Here is a 17,290-nt window from a genome sequence, read left to right as displayed (position 1 = left end):
TGTTATGCTCCTACTGCAAAAGTCAGCTCTGCGATCACTGCTACCTTACCGTCCTGGTTTGTTGCCTTTGCTTTTCCCACTCCCATGGGACCTTTTTCCTTAATGATCTCTACTTCAAGAGTAAGGGTATCTCCGGGAACTACCTTGTTCTTGAATTTTGCATTGTTGATTGATGCAAAATATGCAATCTTTCCTTTATTTTCCGGTTTACTCAGAATTGCAACTGCGCCTGTCTGCGCAAGCGCCTCAACGATCAGAACCCCCGGCATAACCGGTTCCTGTGGGAAATGTCCTGCAAAATGCGGTTCATTATAGGTAACACATTTCTTTCCTGTTGCCTTCACACCCGGCACCAGTTCTTCAATAGTATCAATCAGGAGGAACGGGTGTCTGTGGGGAATGATCTCCATGATTTCTTTTGTTGTAAGTTTCATGATTTTTTACCTCCTTCTTTTATTCTATCACAAACATCGGCTGACCGAACTCTACCATCTGCTCGTTTTCTACAAGGATTTCTTTTACTGTACCATCAAATTCTGATTCAATCTCATTCATCAGCTTCATTGCTTCCACAATGCCAAGGACCTGACCTTTGCTTACTTTATCTCCTACTTTTACAAAGGGGGGATTTTCCGGAGAAGATGCTGCATAATAGGTACCTACAAGAGGAGATTTTACCACACTTCCTGTCTGTACTTCATCGTTAACAGCATTGACGGATTCTACATGTACAGCCTGCTGCACTACCGGCTGATACTGCTGAGCATCTGCCGGATTAGTATTGACTGCCATCTGCTGTACAATTGTTTTCTCTTTTGACATGGAAATATTTAAGGTATCGTCCTGCAGGTTAAATTCTGTGAGATCTGAATCGCTGACTGCGTGGATCAGTTCTAATATATTTGCCAGTTCCATTTATTTCCTCCTGCTGAAATAGCTATATTATAAGATCACTGTCGTATTTTGTTTTCAAAATCACCATACCGTTTATTATATGCGTGATCAGTCTTCGTACTTTTTAATAAGTAAAGATGCGTTATGTCCGCCAAAGCCAAGAGAATTGGTAAGTGCATATTTGATATCCATCTTTACATTACCGTTTCCTACATAATCCAGGTCACACTGTTCATCCGGCACCTTATAACCAACAGTCTGATGGATCAGGCCTTCCTGAAGTTCTTTTACACAGGTGATCACTTCCACTGCACCGGCAGCTCCCAGAAGATGTCCTGTAATAGATTTTGTAGAATTTATTTTCATTTCTTTTGCGTGTTCACCAAATGTTTTCTTAATGGCAATTGTTTCAAATAAGTCATTATGATGTGTGCTTGTGCCATGTGCGTTTACATACCATACATCATCTGTAGAAATTCCTGCTTCTTTCACAGCCCATTCCATAGCTTTGGCAGCACCGGAACCGTCCTCTGCAGGGGATGTAATGTGATAAGCATCTCCTGTTGCACCATATCCGACAACCTCGCCAAGGATTTTTGCTCCACGTGCTTTGGCATGCTCCAGTTCTTCCAGAACTACTACGCCGGCACCCTCACCCATTACAAAACCGCTTCTTTCTTTGTCAAAGGGGATAGAACATCTCTCAGGATCTGTGGATGAGGTCAATGCTGTCAGTGCTGCGAAACCGCCAAAGCCTGTTGGTGTGATTGCTGCTTCCGTTCCACCTGCAACCATAACATCTGCATCAGAACACTGAATAGTACGGTATGCTTCTCCAATGCTGTGAGTTCCTGTTGCACAGGCAGTTACAACATTAATGTTCTTTCCGCGGAGTCCAAACTGAATGGAAACATTTCCGGATGCCATATTGGAAATCAGAAGAGGAATCATCAGAGGATTCAGTCTTCCAGGTCCCTTTGTGTTGAGGATTTCGCAGGATTTCTCTACCACCTGCATACTTCCGATACCGCTTCCCACACTGCATCCCACACGAAATGGATCTTCTTTTGTCATATCGAGTCCGGACTGCTCAATAGCTTCTTTTGCTGCTGCTACCGCATACTGGCTGAAAAGCTCCATACGTTTTGCAGATTTGAAATCCATATAATCCTTTGGATTAAAATTGTTGATTTCCGCAGCCATATGCGCTCTGTAATTTGTGGAATCAAAACGTGTTACTTCTGCAAAGTTTGTTTTTCCTTCTTTTACACTGTTCCAGAATTCTTCTACACTAAGGCCTACCGGAGTGATTGCTCCCATACCTGTAATTACAACTCTTCTCATTTTGTTCTCCTTATTTATACGTTCATACCGCCATCTACGCTGATGACCTGTCCTGTAATATAGTCTGCTTTGTCTGATGCCAGAAATACCGCTGTATTTGCAATATCCTCCGGTTTTCCGAAACGTCCCAGGATAATCTGCTTACATGCATTTTCCCTGATTTCTTCTGAGAGCACTCCTGTCATCTCTGTTTCTACAAATCCAGGTGCAATGGCATTTACCGTAATTCCCCGGCTGCCCAGCTCTCTTGCCATTGTTTTTGTCAGACCGATCACACCTGCTTTGGATGCAGCATAATTTGCCTGGCCCACATTTCCGAGGATTCCGGAAACAGAAGAAATATTGATGATCTTTCCACTTCTCTGTTTCAGCATCTGACGGGCACTGTGACGGATTGTATTGAATGTACCTTTCAGGTTTACATTAAGTACAGAATCGAAATCCTCTTCTTTCATTTTCATGATCAGACCATCTTTGGTAATTCCTGCATTATTAACCAGTATATCAAGGTGTCCGTATTCTTTAACTATATCTTTGATCATTGCTTCACAGGCTGCGAAATCACTGACATTACATTTATATATGGAAGCTTTTCCACCATTTTCTTCGATGGTCTGTTTTACTTCCTTCGCTCTCTCTTCAGAACCATTGTAGTTGATGATTACCTCTGCGCCTTCCTCTGCAAAAGCAATGGCAATGGCACGTCCGATTCCACGCCCTGCACCTGTAACCAGGGCAATTTTATTTTCCAGCATTTTACAGACACTCCTTTCTCACTTCATCCAGATCTTCTGTTTTCTCAACATGTAATGCTTTTACATTTCTGTTGATCTTTTTGAGAAATCCTGTCAGAGTTTTTCCCGGTCCAATCTCAATAAAAGTATCTACACCATCATCAATCATCTGTTCTACACACTGCTGCCAGCGCACAGAGGATGAAACCTGGCTGACAAGCAATTCCTTTACCTGCTCCGGTCCTGTCACATACTGTGCAGTTACATTTGTTACATAAGGTACTGTAAATGGCTGGATTTCTACATTTTCAAGTTCCTGCCCCAGTTTCTCCCCTGCACCTTTGAGAAGTTCACAGTGAAATGGGCCACTAACTTTAAGAGGAATCACACGTCTGGCACCTGCTGACTTTAATGCTTCCCCGGCTGCTGCAACTGCTGTCTCCTCGCCTGTGATCACAATCTGTCCCGGACAGTTATAATTCGCAATGGATACAATTCCCTGTGTCTCATTGCAGATTTTTTCAATCAGCTCTGCATCTGTTCCAAGAACAGCGGACATTGCACCACCTGTAGGATATGCCTCCTGCATAAAAATTCCTCTTTTTCGCACTACAGTAAATGCATCCTCTTCCTTCATAACACCGGAGGCCACCAGTGCTCCGTATTCTCCAAGGCTCAGCCCAGCATTTACCTGAGACCTGATTCCGGCTTCCTCTACAGCTCTTAAGATTGCGATTTCTGCTGTCAGCATGGCAATCTGTGTATATTCTGTAATATTTAATCTGTCATTTTCTTCAAAGCATAAAGCTTTCACATCAAGTCCGGATGCTTTTGATGCGCTTTCAAATACTTCGCGGCTTACAGCATATTTTTCATAAAAATCTTTCGCCATTCCTGTATACTGTGCACCCTGTCCCGGAAATACAAATGCAATTTTAGACATATCATTTTCCTTTCCTTTATTTTTATGTTTATATCAGATGATAACAATTTGTTTCTGGCTACAAATTATTTTAGTTTAAAATATTTTGATATTCAAATTATAATATCAAAAAATTCTCCCCGAAGCCATCTCTGACTCCAAGGAGTTATTTGTCATTTCTATATGATTAAGCCTCTACGCCTTTATTTTTCAGATAATCCATAACAGCTCCAACTGTTGTTAAATCTGTAAGATCTTCAGCCGGGATTTCGATGTTATATTCATCTTCCAGAGCCATAACCAGTTCAAACAGGTCAAGGGAATCTGCTCCAAGGTCATCCTTGAAAGAAGTTTCAGCAGTAATTCCTGCTGCGTCACAATTTAACTGTTCTGCAATCATTTCACTCATTTTTTCTAACATAATTTTCTTTTCTCCTTTAATCCAAGTTCCGGAAGCGTTCTCTGTTTTCCTGTCCGGTTATCACTTGTTTTTTATTATTTCTGTTAAGCAGGTTGTCTTTTTTGCTTTTTCTTATTTTCAACCTTATCATCCGTCAGACCAGTAAAGAAGTCTCATTGTTTCAGATTTGGTTTTATCGGGATTGATTACTTTGATGTTCAAAGTATATATTCTTCTATTCTGTTTGTCAAGCACTATTTTATTACATTTTTTATTCCTCAAACTTAATCTGTCTTGCCACACTCAGCGCAAGCCCCATCTCTGCCATAAGGAATACGATTGATGTACCTCCATAACTGATAAACGGCAAGGTTACACCTGTATTGGGCATAAGATTTACAACAACCGCAATATTAAGAATAACCTGCAATGCTATATGAATGAAGATTCCACTGACCATCAGTGATCCAAACATATCCGGAGCATTTTGTGCAATAACAAACAGCCTGTATAACAGATATGCATAAAGCATCACCACAATAAGTCCGCCAAAAATCCCCAGTTCTTCACAGATAATCGAAAAGATCATATCATTCTGCGCCTCTGGTACACTTCCCAGCTTCTGAATACTGTTTCCAAGACCTCTGCCAAAAAGTCCTCCTGAGCCGATGGCATATAATGCCTGTATGGTCTGATATCCCCAGCTGTCCGCATATTCTTCCGGATGAAGCCACACCATGATTCGTCTCAGTCGGAAGCTTCCACTTCCGTCAACACTTGCAGTCGCATTCAGAAAAACAATCCCCATTATTATTAACGCAATTCCAACACCTGCAAGAATAACAAAAATCTTAAGATCCGGATGAGCTACAAAAATCAATCCTGCAGTAATGCAGAAAATAATGATCGCTGTACTCAGATTGTCCGTAAATACATACGCAGCCAATGCAAGGCCGCCTCCCATAAGAGCCAGAACCATACACCCCTTCAGAGTACGGACTTTCTTTCCCATATGCACGATCATATACGGAAGACAGACAATAACCGCTATTTTGGCAAGCTCTGCCGGCTGAAACTGAACCGGTCCAAGATTCAGCCACCGCTGGGCACCATGGGAAGACTGTCCAAGTGGTGTTTTAACCAATGCCATCAACACCAGTGCTGCCACATACAAGGCTGTAGCAAAACGATTCAATATCCGATAATTAATTTTTGAAATAATCAGTGCCATAATGATACATGCAATACTGATGATTGTCTGTTTTTTAAAGAAATACATATCGCTCCCATAATTTATCTGAGCTGTATAGGAGCTTGTGCTGTACAACATGATAAGACCAAAACAAGTCAGCAGTACAATGACTGCTACCAGACTGTAATCATAATAATCTGCTTTTGCCCTTCGGCGTGTCCTGCTTTGGGAAGATGCTGTGGGATGCGACTGTTTTCGTGATCTTGTATTTTCCATTTAATCACCTGATGCTTTCCTGTTTTCTAAAATTCCCATCTGACCCTCCTATTATAGCAGAAAGTTTTTTCATAAGCAATGGGGCAGTTGCCTGATTGCATCTGCCCCATAATTGCTGAATAGTTACCGTTATTTCTCATCATCGTTGATTTCAATTGGATCTGATTCAAAGATAAACTTAACATTTCCATCCATATCACCGGATTTATCTGTAAATGTTGTATAAGTTACATCATCTGACTGAAGTGCTTCAAGCCTGTCAAGAATGTCCTGAAGATCTCCGTTTACTGTATCATCCAGTTTTTTGATTCCCTCTTTATAAAATTTCTCCTGTCCTTTGTTCAGTTCTTTTGCTCCGTCATTCAGATCACTGATGCCATCTTTAAGCTGGTCACTGCCGTCTGAAAGCTTATCTGCTCCATCCATTAATGTCTGTGTTCCGGAAACCAGACTTCCGGTTCCGGATGCCAGAGTCTGTGCTCCTGTTGCAAGTGTCTGTGTTCCGGATGCCAGTTTGGATGCCCCGCTGTTTAATGTAGAACTGTTTGAAGAAAGCTGACTGGCTCCGCTGTACAGTGCTCCGCTGTTGGATGCAAGGGTTTCCACACCACTTGTGATCTGACCTGTTGCAGAACTAATCTGTGACATACCGCTGGTCAGGCTCTTTCTTGCACTCTTAAGAGTTTTGGCTCCCTTTAACAGTGTCTGTGCATTGGAGTTATTCTCGCCCTGAAGCTGTGCAATTCCATCTGTCAGTGTCTTTCCGGAATCAAGCAGTGTATCCGCACCGGAAATCATCTGTTCTGTACTTGCCTTGGCAAGGCTTTCATATCCGCTCTGGAGAGATTTATTTGCTGTTGTCAACTGATCAGATCCTGCTTTCAGCTGACTGATTCCCTGTAACATTTCCGGAAGCTGCTGGCCAAGTCCGTCAAACAATGCGCTCATCTGACTTACGGCTGTGGCAATCTGGGTTCCTGACTGAGCAAGCTGGGTTCCGCTGGCTTTTAAAGTACCGTCATTTGAAGTAAGCTCTTTCGCTCCTGCATTTAACTGTGATACAGTTTCCTGTACTGTCTGCATTCCCTGGCTTAATGCCTGTAACTGCTGTTTCATCTGTTCAACACTGCTGTTCACTGCCTCTTCCTGTGCATCCGCTGTTGCTTTTGCGCTGGATGCAGATGCTCTCAGACTGTCTGCTGCCGCCTGCAATGCGGATGTGTCAGGTGCCGAAGTGGTAATAGTAGATGTATCAATGCCGGATGCACTGCCCTCAGCAGCCTGGATTGAACCTAATGCCCCACTGATTGCAGCCTGTACGGCAGCTGCTGTTTCTTCATCCATATTGCTGGTATCAATACTGTACAGAGCAGATTCGGCTGCTTCCAGCTGACTGCTGACTGCTGCAACTCCTGCCTCTACAGAAGACGCATCTACGGAAGCCCCGGAAGAATCACTGATCCAGGATTCAATTGCATCTGCCTGACTGTTCATTGTCTCTGCACTTTCACTTAACTGGCCGGACATTGCGCCTGCGCTTTCTTCTACTTCAGAGGCTGTAGCAGTTCCCATATTTTCAAGTGCACTCTGAAGTTGACCCAGTCCTGTTGCAAGCTGTTCTACACTCTCAATATACTGATTTACTGCAGAAGTATAATCAGAAACGCCGGTTGTATAAGCTGTCATATTTTTACTGAAATCAGCGATCTGATCTGCATCAATCTTAGAAGAAAGAGCCGTCATTTTATCTACAGCAGTCTGAATTCCGGTTACGGCAGTATCAATTCCAGGAACAATCTGACCGATTCCATCTACCAGACTCTTAATACCACCTGCATACTGACTCACACCACCTGCAAGCTGATTGACACCTGCAATATATTGTTTCATGCCATCTGTCAGAGTGGTGGTTCCGTTTACATAGCTCTGTACTCCGCCTGCAAGCTGATTACCTCCTGCAACATATGCATTTACACCCTCGGAAAGAGTTTTCATTCCAGCTTCATATTCATCCATTTTGCTGTTCAGTGTGTTTACCCCGGAAGTATATTGCATGATTCCCGCAGAAAGCGTATCTGCTCCTGATGTATAAGAAGAAACACCACTGTTTAAGCTCTGTGCTCCGGTATTCAGAGTCTGTGCTCCGCTGTTTAATTCCTTTGCTCCGTCATCCAGCTTCTTTGCTCCGCTGTTCAGATCACTGACACCACTTTTCAGAGTTCCGATTCCATCGTAGAATTCTTTATATTTATCATTCAGTTTGTTAGTTCCATCATAAAGGTCTTTGGTTCCGTCTACCAGTTTTACTGCCGCATCGGTCAGATCTTTCATGGAATCTTTCAAATCATCCAGTCCATCCACATCATCCAGATTAATATCCTTTAAAATATCTGTCAGTGCTACAGTAAATGAAGAACTCATCTCACAGTCTGTTACATCCGCCTCTACGGTAAAGCCTTCCGGAATATCCACTTTGTCCGCAATATCAGAAGACATATTCAGACTTTCCTTCATTCCCGGCATACCGAATCCTACAACAACATTTCTGCTTCCGTCTGAAATAACTTTACCATTATCCACTGTTATGTTGGAGAAATTATCTGTGGAAAGGATCATTCCTGTTACCATTACAAACGGGGAATAGATATCTGATGTTTTTCCATTCACTGTTTTTGTTGTTTTGGAAGTATTTGTGTAAGTCACTTCCATTTTGAGATGTCCGGTCTTTCCTGCCAGTGCTTCCGGAGACACTTCTGTTCCATCCAGATAATATTTAATTCCCACAGAAACAGGAATATCTTTTTGGGTTTTTCCCTGATAATAAATATCCTTTCCATCAGTACTCCAGGTCAGATCATCTCCATTCTGAGTAAATGTTTCATCACCTTTTACGTTTTTGATATCCTGAAGGTCAGAAGCATCTTTTACCTCAGAATTGGAACTGTCCCCGGAATTCTTCAGCCAGTCAGATACTGTAACATCTGTTACTTCTCCTTCGGCAGTTGTGTTTACATAAACGGTTTCTTCTTTCTGCACTTCATTATCACCTGCTGAAGCAGCCGCCATTACGGTACCTGCTCCGAGAACTACAGCCATTCCTGCTGCAAGCGTCGCTGCAGCTGCTTTCTTTCTGTTTCTGTTCATAATAACCTACTCCTTTATTCTATCTCTTCACAATAAGCTTCTTTTTTGAAAACCCTGAATCACTGTTTCTTTTTTTCTGTCGTTTTCTTTTTGGCAAATCCAATGGATGTATGGCAGATAAGCGGGTCAAATATCATAAACATTGCCGGAAGTATAAATAATACTACCAATGTACTGATTACTGCTCCACGTGAAAGCAGATTTGTAATACTTCCGATCATATCTACCTGTGTATAAAGACCGACTCCGAAGGTTGCAGCAAAGAAACTGCATCCACTGATTACAATAGACTTCATGGAAGTCTTATGTGCAATGGCAATAGATTCTTTTTTACTTTTTCCAAGTCCACGCTCTTTCTGGTATCTGCTAGTCATCAGAATCGCATAGTCAACAGTAGCTCCCAGCTGGATACAGCCGATGACAATACTTGCTACGAATACAACTTCTTTTCCCTGATAATATGGAACAGACATATTGACAAAAATCGCGAACTCAATGACCGCAACCAGTATAAACGGCAGAGAAATGGATTTAAATACGACCAGGATTATAATGAAAATTGCCAGGATGGAAATAGTATTTACTGTCTTTAAATCCACATCTGTAACATCCTGAAGATCCTTGGTCAGAGGCGCTTCACCGATCACCATAGAATCCGGACTGTATCCTTTTACAATCTTCTGGATTTCATCAATCTGATTATTCACCTCATCTGTGGCTGTTTTATATTTGGAACAGATAAATTCCATTTCGTATTCATCACTTTCCAGCATCTTCTTCAGATTACCGGGAATCATGGTATCCGGGAATGCCGCACCTACAAAAGAATCCATTCCAAGTGCCCATTTTACACCATCAACATCTTTGATCTGGGCAAGCATTTCTGTTTTTTCTTTTGATGTCAGGCCTTTCTTTAATAAAACCATATGAACGTTATTCATATTAAAGGTTTCCTGAAGTTTCGCATTTGCCACATTGCTGTCCAATGTGGAAGGAAGCGACTTATCAATATTGTAGTAATTCTTCAGATTGTTATTTCCATGAATTGCCGGGAAAAGCATTACCAGGAAAATGATCAGCCATATTTTATAATGCTTGGTAATAAAAGCAGACGCCTTATCAAAGCTTGGAAGCAGTGGCTTATGTGTTGTTTTTTCAATGGCTTTGTCAAAGGTAAGCACCAGAGCAGGAAGCAAAGTAACACAACACAGAACACCGATCACAACTCCCTTGGCCATTACGATACCCATATCACGTCCAAGTGAAAAGGTCATAAAACAAAGTGCAATAAATCCGGCTACTGTTGTAATAGAACTTCCGATTACAGATTTGAAGGTTGCATTGATGGCATGTGCCATGGCTCTCTCTTTATCACCCTCAAAACGCTTCTTATTCTCTTCATAGCTGTTCAGCAGGAAAATGGAATAGTCCATGGTAACACCAAGCTGAAGAACTGCTGTCAGAGCCTGCGTAATGTAGGAAATCTGACCAAGGAAGATATTACTTCCCAGGTTATATAAAACCGCTACACCGATGCAGAGCAAAAACAGAATCGGGACTACCAGGGAATCCATTGCAAGGAGAAGTACTACCAAAGAAAGGCAGGAAGCAATCACAACATAGATTGGCATTTCCTTAAGTGCGATCTGTTTGATATCTGTAACAATACCTGTCATTCCACTGACAAAACAGTTTTTTGAAGTAATCTTACGAATCTGTGTTACAGCCTCCATAGAAGTTTCTGACGACGTTGTATTATCAAACAACGCAATCATCATGGTTGCATCTCCGTTAAAAAAGGCCTCTCTTAAATCCTTTGGAAGCATTTCTACAGGAACGGAAACATCCAGGACACTGTCATACCACAATACTTTCTTCACATGGTCAACTGCTTCAATTTTCTCTTTCAAAGCAGCTACATCCTTTAGTTCCATATCCTCCACTACTATCATGGAGAAGGCTCCCATTCCAAACTGATCTACCATAATGTCCTGTCCCTCAACTGTCTCAAGGGTATCCGGCAGATAGCTCAGTACATCGTAGTTGATCCTGGTGGCCGCCATACCGAGATATGATGGAATCAGCAATGCAATTCCGATGATAATGATCAGTATTTTGTGTTTTGCAATCCACTTTCCTACCTTAATCATCTTTTTCTCCTCTTCTTTCTTTGTTATTGATACTGTTTAATCATTCTATGACTAACAGTCATTTTTTATTTCATGCAATGTTATATACCAAAACTGACTGTCAGTCAATAATCATTCTTCACAATTTGCCTAAATTTTTTTAGAATAAAAATGTAATATTGACTTTCAGTCATTTTTGTTTAAAATAGTAATTAACAATTATCGTGAATATACGATACAGTTACTAAAAACTGTTATATATACGATACAGGAGGGAATGAATCTGTAATGGGAAAACTGGAGTTGAATAAGAAGAAGAAAAAAGATGCTCTGTTCAACACTGCTTTTGAGCTTTTTACAACAAAGGGGCTTACCAAAACTACAATTTCAGATATTGTAAACCAGGCCGGGGTTGCCAAGGGAACTTTTTATCTCTATTTTAAAGATAAATATGATATCCGGAATAAACTGGTGTCCCACAAGACCGGGGAATTGTTTTTCCACGCACACGAAGCTGTGCAGAATGAACATATTACAGAATTTGACCAGCAGGTGCATTTTATTGTAGATTACATTCTTACCGAGCTGAATAAAGACCGTACTCTCCTGCTGTTTATTTCAAAGAATCTTGCCTGGGGAGTCTTTAAGGGTGCATTCGAAGAAAAAATGCCAGATGATGAATACAACTTTTATCAGTCCTATCTGGATATGCTTGCCCAGAACGGACTTCATTACAAAAATCCGGAACTGATGCTCTTTACGATCATTGAACTGGTAGGTTCCACCTGCTACAGTTGCATTCTGTATCAGCAGCCTGTATCTCTGGCTGAATACCGTCCTTATCTGCACAGGACTATTTCAGGAATTATGGAAACTTTTTCACAGGATCATACTACATGTGAAGTTTTTTCTTCCGATACCAGAACACATGTGGACCATACAGCATAATTACTATGGCAAACCTCCGGGACACGGATTTTTCATTCTGTATCCCAGAGGTTTGTCTTTTTATAATTTGTAGGTTTCCAGATCATCAGGGATCCAGAGATTTCCTTTATAATACTGTCTGCCTTCTTCTGTGTAGAGTTCCTTTCGTCTGGATATATTTTTATCCTCTGTATGATACAGGATCAGATTCTCTGCTTCCAGTTTTTGTGCCAGCTCACAGGCATCCTTTACAGTAGAATGATGCTTCTCATATGGTTTGAATTTATCTGCCTGAGAGAACAGACAGAATGCTTCATGAAGAAGCCAGGTACTGTTTTGGGCATATTTCTGTTCACATTCATTATATGGTTCGTCTCCACAGCAGGTCAGCTTCTTTCCTTCTGCATACTCCATACAGAATCCGAACTGCTTCGCCTTTGTAGACAGAATGTCAAAGAATGTCACCCTGTGTCCCAGGATTATTCTTTCTTCTCCGTCCTTTACTTCTTCCAGACGAACCTTTTCTCCGATAAATTTCGTTTCCTTTGGTGTGAGAAGCATATTTGCCATCTGTTTCAGCAGACTGATCACTTCGTCATGTCCATAGATTGTCACTTCACCGTCAAACTGACCTCGTGCCATTCCCTGACAATACATACGAAGCATCCATATGATTCCAAGCAGGTGGTCAATATGCTTATGTGTTACAAATATGGTGCTGATATCCTTCCAGTTGATTCCTGCATCCTCCAGTTGCTTCAGAATTGTGCTTCCGCCGCCACCGTCTATCATGAAATATTCTTTGTCTTCATTTAACGCAAAACAGGTATTATAGCATTTCGTCACCTTCGCATTTCCGGTTCCCAGTATTGTAAGTTTCATCTTTATGTGTACCTCCTGGCTCTTTTTTGGCTGCTGACTGCTTCGCAGGCAGCAAATATTTCCCATATATAATAGCATATTGGAGAATAAAATGAAATCTGTCGGCTGACAGAATGGTCACGATTTTATAAACATGACATAAAATATAACGTAAACAGTTTTCAGTGAAAGGAATTATATATGGAAAATTATCGGATGGGATGTTCCGGAAGCCGCCCCTATAACCGAACCTGCGGTATGAACATGTCTCAGCCTTCAAATAGAAATATGAACAGTTCCGAATGCTCCAGCAGAAATACAGCAGACTGTAACTGTACTATGCCGGGTGCCAGAAAAAAAAGTAATGAGATGTTCTCGTATCTTCAGTATCTGGAACCTGCAATGGCATATGTTCCCTGTCAGAAGTTTACGGAGAATTTTCCACTGCAGTATGCATTAAACGCAGGAACCATTTTCCCACAATTGTGCAAACCATTTTGTGGAAAGAGAGGTATTAGAAGATGAAAACAAATTGCTCCCAAAAACAATTATTAAACCGCATCGATCAGGTCAGTTTCGCAGTCAATGATATGATTCTGTATCTCGACACACATCCCTGTGATGAAAAGGCTCTGACTTACTGCCGCGAACTTGTACAGGAACGAAAAAAACTGTTAAAAGAATATGCCGATGCATATGGTCCTCTGATCATTGACATTACAGATCAGACTGAAGAATCCATCTGGAAATGGATGGAACAGCCATTCCCATGGGAAAAGGAAGGAGTGTGCAGATAACATATGTGGAATTATGAAAAAAGGCTTCAATATCCAATTAATATCACACAGCCCAATGCAAAGATCGCACAGTATATCATGAGTCAGTACGGTGGCCCGGATGGTGAGATTGGTGCTTCTCTGCGTTATCTTTCCCAGCGTTTTATTATGCCAAACCGGACGACTTCCGCTCTGCTCAATGACATTGGAACAGAAGAACTCAGTCATCTGGAAATGGTATCCACCATTGTGCATCAGCTTACCCGGGATCTTTCCATGGAGGAAATTGAAAAATCCGGATTCGGACCGTATTATATTGATCACACAGTTGGCGTCTGGCCACAGGCAGCAGGTGGTGTACCATTTAATGCATGTGAGTTTCAGAGTAAAGGTGATCCGATCACTGATCTGTTTGAGGACCTCGCTGCTGAACAGAAAGCCCGTTCTACCTATGACAACATCCTCAGAGTAGTCCGCGATATACCGGAAATTGCAGATCCTATTAAATTCCTCCGTGCAAGAGAAGTAGTTCATTTCCAGAGATTCGGGGAAGCTCTCCGGTCCATTCAGGAAGAACTGGATGCCAAAAACTTCTATGCCTTTACACCGGGATTTGATAATCCATGCACTGCATCATGCAACGGCAATAAATAACACCCTCCACAATGATGAAAAATCACAGAAATTTCATATTTGCTTTACAAATATATCTGGCAGTGCTATAGTATTCTTAGCTTAATAGCCACAAAAGTAATTGTAAAAATACAGAACAATTACAAACAAAAAATATGATATAAAAGGGGCTGTTTCACATTAATATTATGTGGCAGCCCCCTTATTGGAGGAATTATGCAGATAATTATTGTTGGGTGCGGTAAAGTTGGGCGTACTCTGGCAGAACAGCTTCAGGAAGAAGAATCCGATATTACCCTTATAGACGTTTCTTCCAGCGTAATCACTTCTCTTCAGGATGATATTGATGCCATGGGTATCGTAGGAAATGGTGCAAGTATCAACATTTTGATGGAGGCAGGCATTGAAAATGCGGATATCCTGATTGCTGTAACCGGTTCTGATGAAATGAACCTCCTTTGCTGCCTGATTGCGCAAAAAACAGGCCACTGCCAGACAATCGCACGTGTCCGCAACCCTATCTACGCAAACGAGATCAGCTTCATCAAGAAACGTCTGGGTGTTACTATGATCATTAACCCAGAGCTCGCGGCTGCACAGGAAATCTCCCGTCTTTTACGTTTCCCTTCAGCTATCAAGATTGATACCTTCGCACGTGGTCGTGTTGAAATGCTGAAATTCCGGGTACTTCCTGAATTTAATCTGGATGGCATGACGATCTCACGCATTACGGAAACTTTGAAATGCGACGTTCTGTTCTGCGCAGTAGAAAGCCGGGATCACGTATCTATTCCCGGTGGTAATCAGGTCATCCATGACGGAGATATGGTTTCTATTCTTGCTTCACCGGTAAATGCGGCAGCTTTTTTCAAAAAGATCGGTCTGAAAACCAATCAGGTAAAAAATGCTATTATAGTCGGTGGCGGAACTATTTCCTATTACCTTACAAAAGCTTTGCTTGACATGAACATCTCTGTTAAAATCATCGAACAGAATGAATCCCGCTGTGAAACCTTAAGTGATCTCCTCCCGGAAGCAATTATTATTAATGGAGACGGCACTAACCGTTCTCTTCTTATGGAAGAAGGGCTTTCACGCACGGAGGCTTTCGTATCACTTACAAACATGGATGAAGAAAATGTCTTCCTTTCGCTTTTTGCCAAAACAGTTTCCAATGCAAAACTGGTAGCTAAGGTAAATCGCCTTGCCTTTGATGATGTCATTGACAATCTTGATATCGGAAGCGTCATTTATCCGAAATATATCACAGCCGATTATATCCTGCAGTATGTACGTGCCATGCAGAACAGTATCGGCAGCAATATCGAAACCCTTTATCATATTCTGGATAATCAGGCAGAAGCTCTGGAATTTGCCATCCGCGAAAATTCGCCGGTAACAGGCATTCCATTATCTGAACTGAACCTGAAGAAAAATCTTCTTGTAGGTTACCTGAACCGAAATGGCCAGGTTAAGATTCCGCGTGGACAGGATACCATTCAGGTCGGAGATACTGTTATCATAGTAACCTCTCAGAAGGGTCTTCGCGATATCACGGATATTCTGGAAAAATAAAGGAGCCGTATTATGAACTATTCCATTATTAGCTATATCATCGGAATGATTCTGAAAATTGAAGCTATATTTATGACCCTGCCCGCAATTACAGCACTGATCTATCAGGAAACTTCTGGTGTAGCTTTTCTGATCACGATTGCTTTATGCCTGGTCATCGGACTTCCCCTCACCAGGAAAAAACCGACAAGAAAGGCATTCTACACAAAAGAAGGTTTCGTAACTGTAGCATTAAGCTGGATTGTTCTGAGTATTATGGGTGCAATTCCCTTTGTGATCAGCCGGAGCATTCCGAATCCCGTTGATGCATTATTTGAAACTGTATCCGGTTTTACTACAACAGGAGCCAGTATTCTCAGCAATGTGGAAGCACTTCCTCACTGTATGCTGATATGGCGAAGTTTTACGCACTGGATTGGTGGAATGGGTGTTCTGGTCTTTATCCTCTCCCTCCTTCCACTTACCGGCGGTTATCATATGAATCTGATGAAGGCAGAAAGTCCCGGACCATCTGTAAGCAAACTTGCACCAAAAGTACAGTCGACTGCAAAAATTCTGTATTCTATTTACTTTGTAATGACAGTAATACAGATTTTCCTTCTTCTGATTGGCGGTATGCCACTGTTTGATTCCATATGTACAGCATTCGGAACAGCAGGTACCGGAGGATTTGGTATCAAAAATGACAGCATGACCAGCTATAGTACTTACCTGCAGGTTGTCATTACTGTGTTTATGATTTTATTTGGTGTTAACTTTAATGCTTACTTTTTTATCATTACAAAGAAATTTGCCCAGGCTTTCAAAATGGAAGAAGTGCGATATTATTTTGGGATCATCGGTATTGCAATTCTTATCATCACCTGCAATATTTACCATATTTTCGGAAGTGCGGCCAAAGCTTTTCAACAGGCAGCATTCCAGGTTGGTTCCATTATCACAACTACCGGCTATGCAACAACAGATTTTAATGCCTGGCCGGAAATCTCGCGAACCATTCTGGTACTTCTGATGTTTATCGGTGCATGTGCCGGAAGTACAGGTGGTGGCATTAAAGTGTCCAGAATCCTGATTCTGTGCAAGACAGTCCGCAAGGAACTTCATATTTTCCTGCATCCAAATGCAGTAAAGAAAATAAAAATGGATGGCAAAGCCATCCCACATGAAGTTGTTCGTTCCACAAATATTTTCTTCATTGTATATGTGCTGATTTTTGCATCATCCATACTGCTGATTGCCTTTGATGATTTCGATCTGACCACGAACTTTACGGCGGTTGCGGCAACCTTTAATAATATCGGACCTGGTCTGGAACTGGTAGGACCTACCGGAAACTTCGGCATGTTCTCCTGGTTTTCAAAGCTTATCCTTACTTTTGATATGCTAGCAGGACGTCTGGAGATCTTCCCTCTGCTGATATTGTTCGTAAGAGATACATGGAAGAAATTTTAAAAATATTTTGGTAAAACAAATTTTATTTTTT

Annotated in this window: 16 protein-coding genes; 6 read left to right on the top strand and 10 right to left on the bottom strand. The window is 41.6% G+C overall.

What is annotated here, in order from left to right; genetic code table 11:
• Positions 1-2: 2 nt before the first annotated feature.
• The 9 genes from fabZ to G4417_RS02950 all read right to left on the bottom strand — a co-directional run bounded on the left by fabZ (position 3) and on the right by G4417_RS02950 (position 11,056).
• A complete protein-coding gene (gene fabZ, locus G4417_RS02990; protein WP_008704118.1) occupies positions 3-434 on the bottom strand; it encodes a 3-hydroxyacyl-ACP dehydratase FabZ in 432 nt (143 codons plus the stop codon).
• Positions 435-453: 19 nt separating this feature from the next.
• Positions 454-915 (bottom strand): acetyl-CoA carboxylase biotin carboxyl carrier protein, encoded by a 462-nt coding sequence (gene accB / locus G4417_RS02985; RefSeq protein WP_118329959.1) that lies wholly within the window; start codon positions 913-915, stop codon positions 454-456.
• Positions 916-1,002: 87 nt separating this feature from the next.
• Positions 1,003-2,238 carry a beta-ketoacyl-ACP synthase II gene (gene fabF / locus G4417_RS02980; RefSeq protein ID WP_026649079.1) on the bottom strand — a complete coding sequence of 412 codons (1,236 nt, stop codon included), beginning with the start codon at positions 2,236-2,238 and terminating at the stop codon, positions 1,003-1,005.
• A gap of 14 nt (positions 2,239-2,252) precedes the next feature.
• Positions 2,253-2,993 carry a 3-oxoacyl-[acyl-carrier-protein] reductase gene (gene fabG, locus G4417_RS02975; RefSeq protein ID WP_173682578.1) on the bottom strand — a complete coding sequence of 247 codons (741 nt, stop codon included), beginning with the start codon at positions 2,991-2,993 and terminating at the stop codon, positions 2,253-2,255.
• A gap of 1 nt (position 2,994) precedes the next feature.
• Positions 2,995-3,915, bottom strand: coding sequence for an ACP S-malonyltransferase (gene fabD, locus G4417_RS02970; protein ID WP_173682577.1), 921 nt, complete (start codon positions 3,913-3,915; stop codon positions 2,995-2,997).
• Positions 3,916-4,081: 166 nt separating this feature from the next.
• Positions 4,082-4,315 carry an acyl carrier protein gene (gene acpP / locus G4417_RS02965; protein WP_008704123.1) on the bottom strand — a complete coding sequence of 78 codons (234 nt, stop codon included), beginning with the start codon at positions 4,313-4,315 and terminating at the stop codon, positions 4,082-4,084.
• Between the two features lie 250 nt (positions 4,316-4,565).
• Positions 4,566-5,762 (bottom strand): FtsW/RodA/SpoVE family cell cycle protein, encoded by a 1,197-nt coding sequence (locus G4417_RS02960; protein ID WP_173682576.1) that lies wholly within the window; start codon positions 5,760-5,762, stop codon positions 4,566-4,568.
• Between the two features lie 129 nt (positions 5,763-5,891).
• Positions 5,892-8,906, bottom strand: coding sequence for a hypothetical protein (locus tag G4417_RS02955; RefSeq protein WP_173682575.1), 3,015 nt, complete (start codon positions 8,904-8,906; stop codon positions 5,892-5,894).
• A gap of 59 nt (positions 8,907-8,965) precedes the next feature.
• Complete coding sequence (locus G4417_RS02950) at positions 8,966-11,056, bottom strand: efflux RND transporter permease subunit (RefSeq protein ID WP_173682574.1); 2,091 nt, start codon at positions 11,054-11,056, stop codon at positions 8,966-8,968.
• A 267-nt stretch (positions 11,057-11,323) separates the two neighbouring features.
• Here G4417_RS02950 and G4417_RS02945 point away from each other — a divergent pair, with 267 nt between their 5' ends.
• The gene (locus tag G4417_RS02945) at positions 11,324-11,983 is read left to right on the top strand and encodes a TetR/AcrR family transcriptional regulator (RefSeq protein ID WP_173682573.1); all 660 of its coding nucleotides are present in this window, start codon (positions 11,324-11,326) and stop codon (positions 11,981-11,983) included.
• A gap of 60 nt (positions 11,984-12,043) precedes the next feature.
• Here the strand turns inward: G4417_RS02945 and G4417_RS02940 are convergent, their stop codons facing one another.
• Positions 12,044-12,844 carry an MBL fold metallo-hydrolase gene (locus tag G4417_RS02940; protein WP_173682572.1) on the bottom strand — a complete coding sequence of 267 codons (801 nt, stop codon included), beginning with the start codon at positions 12,842-12,844 and terminating at the stop codon, positions 12,044-12,046.
• 180 nt (positions 12,845-13,024) lie between these two features.
• Between G4417_RS02940 and G4417_RS16845 the strand changes: the two genes are divergently transcribed.
• The 5 genes from G4417_RS16845 to G4417_RS02915 all read left to right on the top strand — a co-directional run bounded on the left by G4417_RS16845 (position 13,025) and on the right by G4417_RS02915 (position 17,259).
• A complete protein-coding gene (locus tag G4417_RS16845) occupies positions 13,025-13,348 on the top strand; it encodes a spore coat associated protein CotJA (RefSeq protein ID WP_243872053.1) in 324 nt (107 codons plus the stop codon).
• Positions 13,345-13,620 carry a spore coat protein CotJB gene (locus G4417_RS02930; RefSeq protein WP_173682571.1) on the top strand — a complete coding sequence of 92 codons (276 nt, stop codon included), beginning with the start codon at positions 13,345-13,347 and terminating at the stop codon, positions 13,618-13,620. The genes G4417_RS16845 and G4417_RS02930 overlap by 4 nt, the downstream gene beginning before the upstream one ends.
• A gap of 3 nt (positions 13,621-13,623) precedes the next feature.
• Positions 13,624-14,253, top strand: a complete 630-nt coding sequence (locus G4417_RS02925; RefSeq protein WP_173682570.1) for a manganese catalase family protein — start codon at positions 13,624-13,626, stop codon at positions 14,251-14,253.
• A 195-nt stretch (positions 14,254-14,448) separates the two neighbouring features.
• The gene (trkA, locus tag G4417_RS02920; RefSeq protein ID WP_173682569.1) at positions 14,449-15,807 is read left to right on the top strand and encodes a Trk system potassium transporter TrkA; all 1,359 of its coding nucleotides are present in this window, start codon (positions 14,449-14,451) and stop codon (positions 15,805-15,807) included.
• A 12-nt stretch (positions 15,808-15,819) separates the two neighbouring features.
• On the top strand, positions 15,820-17,259 hold the full coding sequence (locus G4417_RS02915; RefSeq protein ID WP_173682568.1) for a TrkH family potassium uptake protein: 1,440 nt from the start codon (positions 15,820-15,822) through the stop codon (positions 17,257-17,259).
• The last annotated feature ends 31 nt before the right edge of the window (positions 17,260-17,290 follow it).

Origin of the sequence: Blautia wexlerae, from assembly GCF_013300825.1 — a bacterium.
In the GTDB taxonomy this organism is placed as follows: Bacteria; Bacillota; Clostridia; order Lachnospirales; family Lachnospiraceae; genus Blautia_A; species Blautia_A wexlerae_B.
This window is presented reverse-complemented; position numbering and strand designations above follow the sequence as displayed.

Bases quoted from the DNA above. Each gene is read 5' to 3' on its own strand.
- G4417_RS02925 (WP_173682570.1), top strand. From the start codon at position 13,624: ATGTGGAATTATGAAAAAAGGCTTCAATATCCAATTAATATCACACAG.
- G4417_RS02915 (WP_173682568.1), top strand. From the start codon at position 15,820: ATGAACTATTCCATTATTAGCTATATCATCGGAATGATTCTGAAAATT.
- G4417_RS02930 (WP_173682571.1), top strand. From the start codon at position 13,345: ATGAAAACAAATTGCTCCCAAAAACAATTATTAAACCGCATCGATCAG.
- fabZ (WP_008704118.1), bottom strand. From the start codon at position 434: ATGAAACTTACAACAAAAGAAATCATGGAGATCATTCCCCACAGACAC.
- G4417_RS02950 (WP_173682574.1), bottom strand. From the start codon at position 11,056: ATGATTAAGGTAGGAAAGTGGATTGCAAAACACAAAATACTGATCATT.
- G4417_RS02960 (WP_173682576.1), bottom strand. From the start codon at position 5,762: ATGGAAAATACAAGATCACGAAAACAGTCGCATCCCACAGCATCTTCC.
- trkA (WP_173682569.1), top strand. From the start codon at position 14,449: ATGCAGATAATTATTGTTGGGTGCGGTAAAGTTGGGCGTACTCTGGCA.
- G4417_RS02955 (WP_173682575.1), bottom strand. From the start codon at position 8,906: ATGAACAGAAACAGAAAGAAAGCAGCTGCAGCGACGCTTGCAGCAGGA.
- G4417_RS16845 (WP_243872053.1), top strand. From the start codon at position 13,025: ATGGAAAATTATCGGATGGGATGTTCCGGAAGCCGCCCCTATAACCGA.
- fabG (WP_173682578.1), bottom strand. From the start codon at position 2,993: ATGCTGGAAAATAAAATTGCCCTGGTTACAGGTGCAGGGCGTGGAATC.
- G4417_RS02940 (WP_173682572.1), bottom strand. From the start codon at position 12,844: ATGAAACTTACAATACTGGGAACCGGAAATGCGAAGGTGACGAAATGC.
- fabD (WP_173682577.1), bottom strand. From the start codon at position 3,915: ATGTCTAAAATTGCATTTGTATTTCCGGGACAGGGTGCACAGTATACA.
- fabF (WP_026649079.1), bottom strand. From the start codon at position 2,238: ATGAGAAGAGTTGTAATTACAGGTATGGGAGCAATCACTCCGGTAGGC.
- G4417_RS02945 (WP_173682573.1), top strand. From the start codon at position 11,324: ATGGGAAAACTGGAGTTGAATAAGAAGAAGAAAAAAGATGCTCTGTTC.
- accB (WP_118329959.1), bottom strand. From the start codon at position 915: ATGGAACTGGCAAATATATTAGAACTGATCCACGCAGTCAGCGATTCA.
- acpP (WP_008704123.1), bottom strand. From the start codon at position 4,315: ATGTTAGAAAAAATGAGTGAAATGATTGCAGAACAGTTAAATTGTGAC.